Source organism: Lysinibacillus sp. NPDC097231 (assembly GCF_044761885.1).
Classification (GTDB): domain Bacteria; phylum Bacillota; class Bacilli; order Bacillales_A; family Planococcaceae; genus Lysinibacillus.
On record NZ_JBIWDH010000007.1, the window covers coordinates 48,962 to 52,830 of the forward strand.

At 32.8% G+C, this 3,869-nt stretch carries 5 protein-coding genes; all 5 read right to left on the reverse strand.

The features are described from left to right. Positions 1-919: hypothetical protein (locus ACIQXF_RS06560; protein ID WP_402780376.1), on the reverse strand; the 919-nt coding region annotated here is incomplete at its 3' end. Positions 920-1,144: 225 nt separating this feature from the next. After that, on the reverse strand, positions 1,145-2,095 hold the full coding sequence (locus ACIQXF_RS06565) for a hypothetical protein (protein ID WP_402780378.1): 951 nt from the start codon (positions 2,093-2,095) through the stop codon (positions 1,145-1,147). A gap of 162 nt (positions 2,096-2,257) precedes the next feature. Beyond that, a complete protein-coding gene (locus ACIQXF_RS06570; RefSeq protein ID WP_402780380.1) occupies positions 2,258-2,824 on the reverse strand; it encodes a hypothetical protein in 567 nt (188 codons plus the stop codon). 18 nt (positions 2,825-2,842) lie between these two features. Continuing rightward, positions 2,843-3,016: a hypothetical protein gene (locus ACIQXF_RS06575; protein ID WP_402780382.1), complete on the reverse strand. Its 174-nt coding sequence runs from the start codon at positions 3,014-3,016 to the stop codon at positions 2,843-2,845. A 253-nt stretch (positions 3,017-3,269) separates the two neighbouring features. Continuing rightward, positions 3,270-3,869 (reverse strand): hypothetical protein (locus ACIQXF_RS06580; protein ID WP_402780384.1); only part of this gene is annotated, 600 nt, incomplete at its 5' end.

Consider the following 3,869-nt stretch of genomic DNA (forward strand, 5'->3'; position numbering starts at 1 on the left):
GGTTTTCTGTCTTTTGGTCTTCTGACGGGCTATTTAATAATAGTTGATTTGCAGATTCTTGTAATAACTTATATTCTTCATTTGAAGGAAACTCTTCTTTTTGTTCTTCAGGGGCATTTAATGCAGGTTTAACTTCCGCACCTTTAATGAGATAATCTGCCATTGTTAGAATTTGCATACTTAAACCATTTTGATATTCATTTATATTAGAAAGGTCTTCTGTGTTAATTACCCCACTTTCCAACAATTTACTTGCGGAAATTTTAGATTGTTCCACTTCTAACTTTCTCATACTATCTAACACAATCTGTCTTGCCTCATCATCAATAGAGTTTGTAGATTCTAATTTCTCAGTAGTACTTCTTAACGCTAAAATGTTCTTAGCAAGTTCAGTTGTAATCTTTACGAACTCACCAATAATAACAACAGATTCCGCATAAGTCATCACAACCTCAATCCAATTAGAACCTGTATCGAAAGTGCTTAACTTTAATTCACCTTGCTTCTTATCGGGTAAAACACCTTTAAATATCTTCTCAATATCTTCAATAAAGTTAGCAACTGATTTTAAATCAGTAAATGGCGGTAATTTAATACTAATCGAATTTTCATCTTGATTATCTATTGCCAATGATATTGCAGTAATAACTGCAGTAACTTTCAAATTAATAGTACTTAACAATTCTTCATATTGTTCATATTTAATACTATTTAGGATAACTTCGTTATCAAATAGAGTGACAATATTTTTAAAATTAGTAATAAACTCTTTATACTCATTATCAATAAACCCAAATTTATTAATTTTAACAATTAAACTGTTAAGTTTAGTTATTCCAATTACTCTAAATTTCCCACCCTCAACTGCCTGATATTCAAACTTAAAACCCTTCTTTATTTCCTCTAATTCGTATTTCATCTCTCTCAATCTCAATATTTTCACCTCAAAATTATTATAGTAAATAATAGATTGAAGTTGTTGTAAATAATGGAGATGGATAGAAAATTATTGTTTATAAAATTAAAATATCAAAGTACTACTATTCAACATTAGTCCTCAATGTATATCATCATTCACAAACACAAAAAGCACACCAAGCTAATGATGTGCTAGTAGGAAATCATATATTTTATTTACGTTACTTTAATCTGCTTTCGGCAACAGATAGTCATAAATAATGTGGCTAGATTCAAGATAAGCCTGTTCAATATCGTCACGACATGCTTTGAAATGCTTACGGAATGTTTTCCATTGACTTTTAGTTAGTAGCAACTTAATTGAGTTTTCGTTATCTGCTTCTTTTACCCGTCTTATAAGGTCAATATAGGCTTTATCCCCTCTGTTCGTCTTTACCTGCTTATCATGGAAATACGAGTAGGTTAGACACGGAATAAACATTTCCTTCTGCAAGCGTTGAATAATTAGAGCATGATTCAAGTTGCCTAACGTCATGTTATCAGCTTCTTTAAAGAACAGTTTGACCTCAAAACGATTAGTGAAGTTGCTCTCTAGAGATTCATCCTTTGCCTTACGGTCATAGTGTGAGTCACACGCTGTTTTCTTTGGATTGCCCATTGAACCCGACCATGAGGACGTATCATAGTTGGTTTGGATTTGGTTGCCGTTACGTCTTAGATAAGCACTCGTGTTAAATGGTGTTACATAATCAGTTGCAATATCTAAGCGAACTATAAACCACTTAGGATTATTGAGAATATCAAGTATTATTGGATTATTCCCAACTAAGTTTGTTGTGAACTGTGAGTGAAGCTGTATCTCTGCATTAACACCATCTTCAAAAGGCATTAGCTTGATATAAACACCATATGGCGCTTTTAGGTCAATGATATGGTAAATCAATGTGTAACCATTTTGTAGTGATTCATGTTGGATATGATAGTTGAACATTGAAGTTAAATCCTCAATTTCTATTGCTGTTACACGTGCTTTAAGAATCACCTTATCAATGCCAATCGAACGCTTATATCCAATTATTTTGTTATCTGAATCAACCTCGAAATAAGGTTTGTGACGGTTTGGAACTCTTGAAATTTCCTTACCGATTGGTGAATTTTTGTCTGTCTTTGTTGTCATTAAATTGCTCTCTCTCTATCAATATTGAAACCAATCAATATCAACTATTAATTAGGATTAAAATTAAAATTAAAATTGAAGAAAATAACCTTTTACTTACCTTATTATAGGAGCTACTTCTTCAATCAAAATACAGGAGCATTTAAGCCCCTGCTTTGTTTTTTACGCATTTGCTTTCTTCATAGCTACCCTCAGTGCATCAACTTTAGACTTTTTAACGCCCTCTGCTTCCATCATTGCTGTAATGCTCTCGTAGCTACTGATTGTTAAATTATCAGTATCCATAATCAACATAGGTACTGCATTTTCCTGTAAATGTTCCCCTAACGGTAACACACCAATATTCCCGAACTCATAGTGACCATCGGGATTTAGTCTGTGTAAAGATGGTCTATCAGCTTCAAGACCTGTTTTCTCAAAGACCTCATTCTGTTTAATCCACGCTTGCCAAAACTCATTATCACCTTGAATAACCTTAACCAAAGTGTATCTAGGCTTCAACCGAGTTTGCTTGCCTTTTCTGTCAACTAGATTCAGCCTATATTTAATACCTTTAGCAATATACGACTTATCAGTTTTCACTCGCTTTCTAGCATGTTCAAGGGAAGCAAAAAGTGTTTGTCCCGCCCCTACTAATGCTAAATCAATACCATTTTCAACAAACTGCTTGCGTACTATATCAGTCTGTGTTTTCACTTTTTCGCTTTCTCTAATTCCATTTCTTACCATTATGATTCCTCATTTCTATTAGATAGTTGTTGTTTCAATTTCAGCATACTCAACAAACAGGCTAGTTTCTTCCTGTCTGTCACTAATCAACGTGATTCCCTCAATCTGTTGGGAATACATTGTTTGAAATACCTGAGCTTCTGTTTTTGTCATTAACAAATCAATTGTCAATGTTACAATTTGCTTTGCCATTTTTCTTCCTCCTGTTAGAAATATTTGTGTGTGTTTATCGTATGGAATACACTACCATAAAAAATTCGACATTCCAACAAAAAATATAAAAATAGGTCTAATTACTCTTTCTTTATGATTAGTATTGTGTATACTAATCATTCAAAAATTCTTTAACAAACAAAAAACAACTCTACTCATTTCTGAATAAAGTTGTTCTTTTATAAACCATTTAATTTTCACGATATTACTTGCTAATGTTTGTATGTTGTTATCATTTATCTATACTTTTATTTTCATCAACACTATTTGTAATAGTTTGTTTTGTATCATCATTACTTGACTGATGGTAATGATGGTGGTGATGGTGTATTTCAGTTGGTTTTCTTTGAAAAAATACAACAATAGTAATTATTGAACTCGCTATTGAAATTAACCAAAATATTGTCGTCATTACCTGATTTGTTTGTAAGGTATTTAAGGCTTGTCCTACTATTTTTATTTGTTCTATACAAGCCATGATTACTTCATTTAGCCACGCTATTACTTCTTGACTACTTTCACTATCAGGAAATAAACTATCAGATTTAACCTCATTTTCTAACCCTTCAAGAAAATCATCTAAAACAACTAATCCTGTACTATAGGAGAAAATGGATGCTTTATTATTAAATGATTTGACCATAGGTGATATTATTTGTTGTTCCATCATCTTCTGTGCCGCTGATATGCTGTCTAAAATTTCTCTTGTTCCAACGCTTCCCATCATCTTCTGTGCCGCTGATACGCTGTCTAAAATTCCTCTTGTTCCAACGCTTCCCATCATCTTCTGTGTCGCTGATACGCTGTCTAAAATCCCTCTTGTTCCAACGCT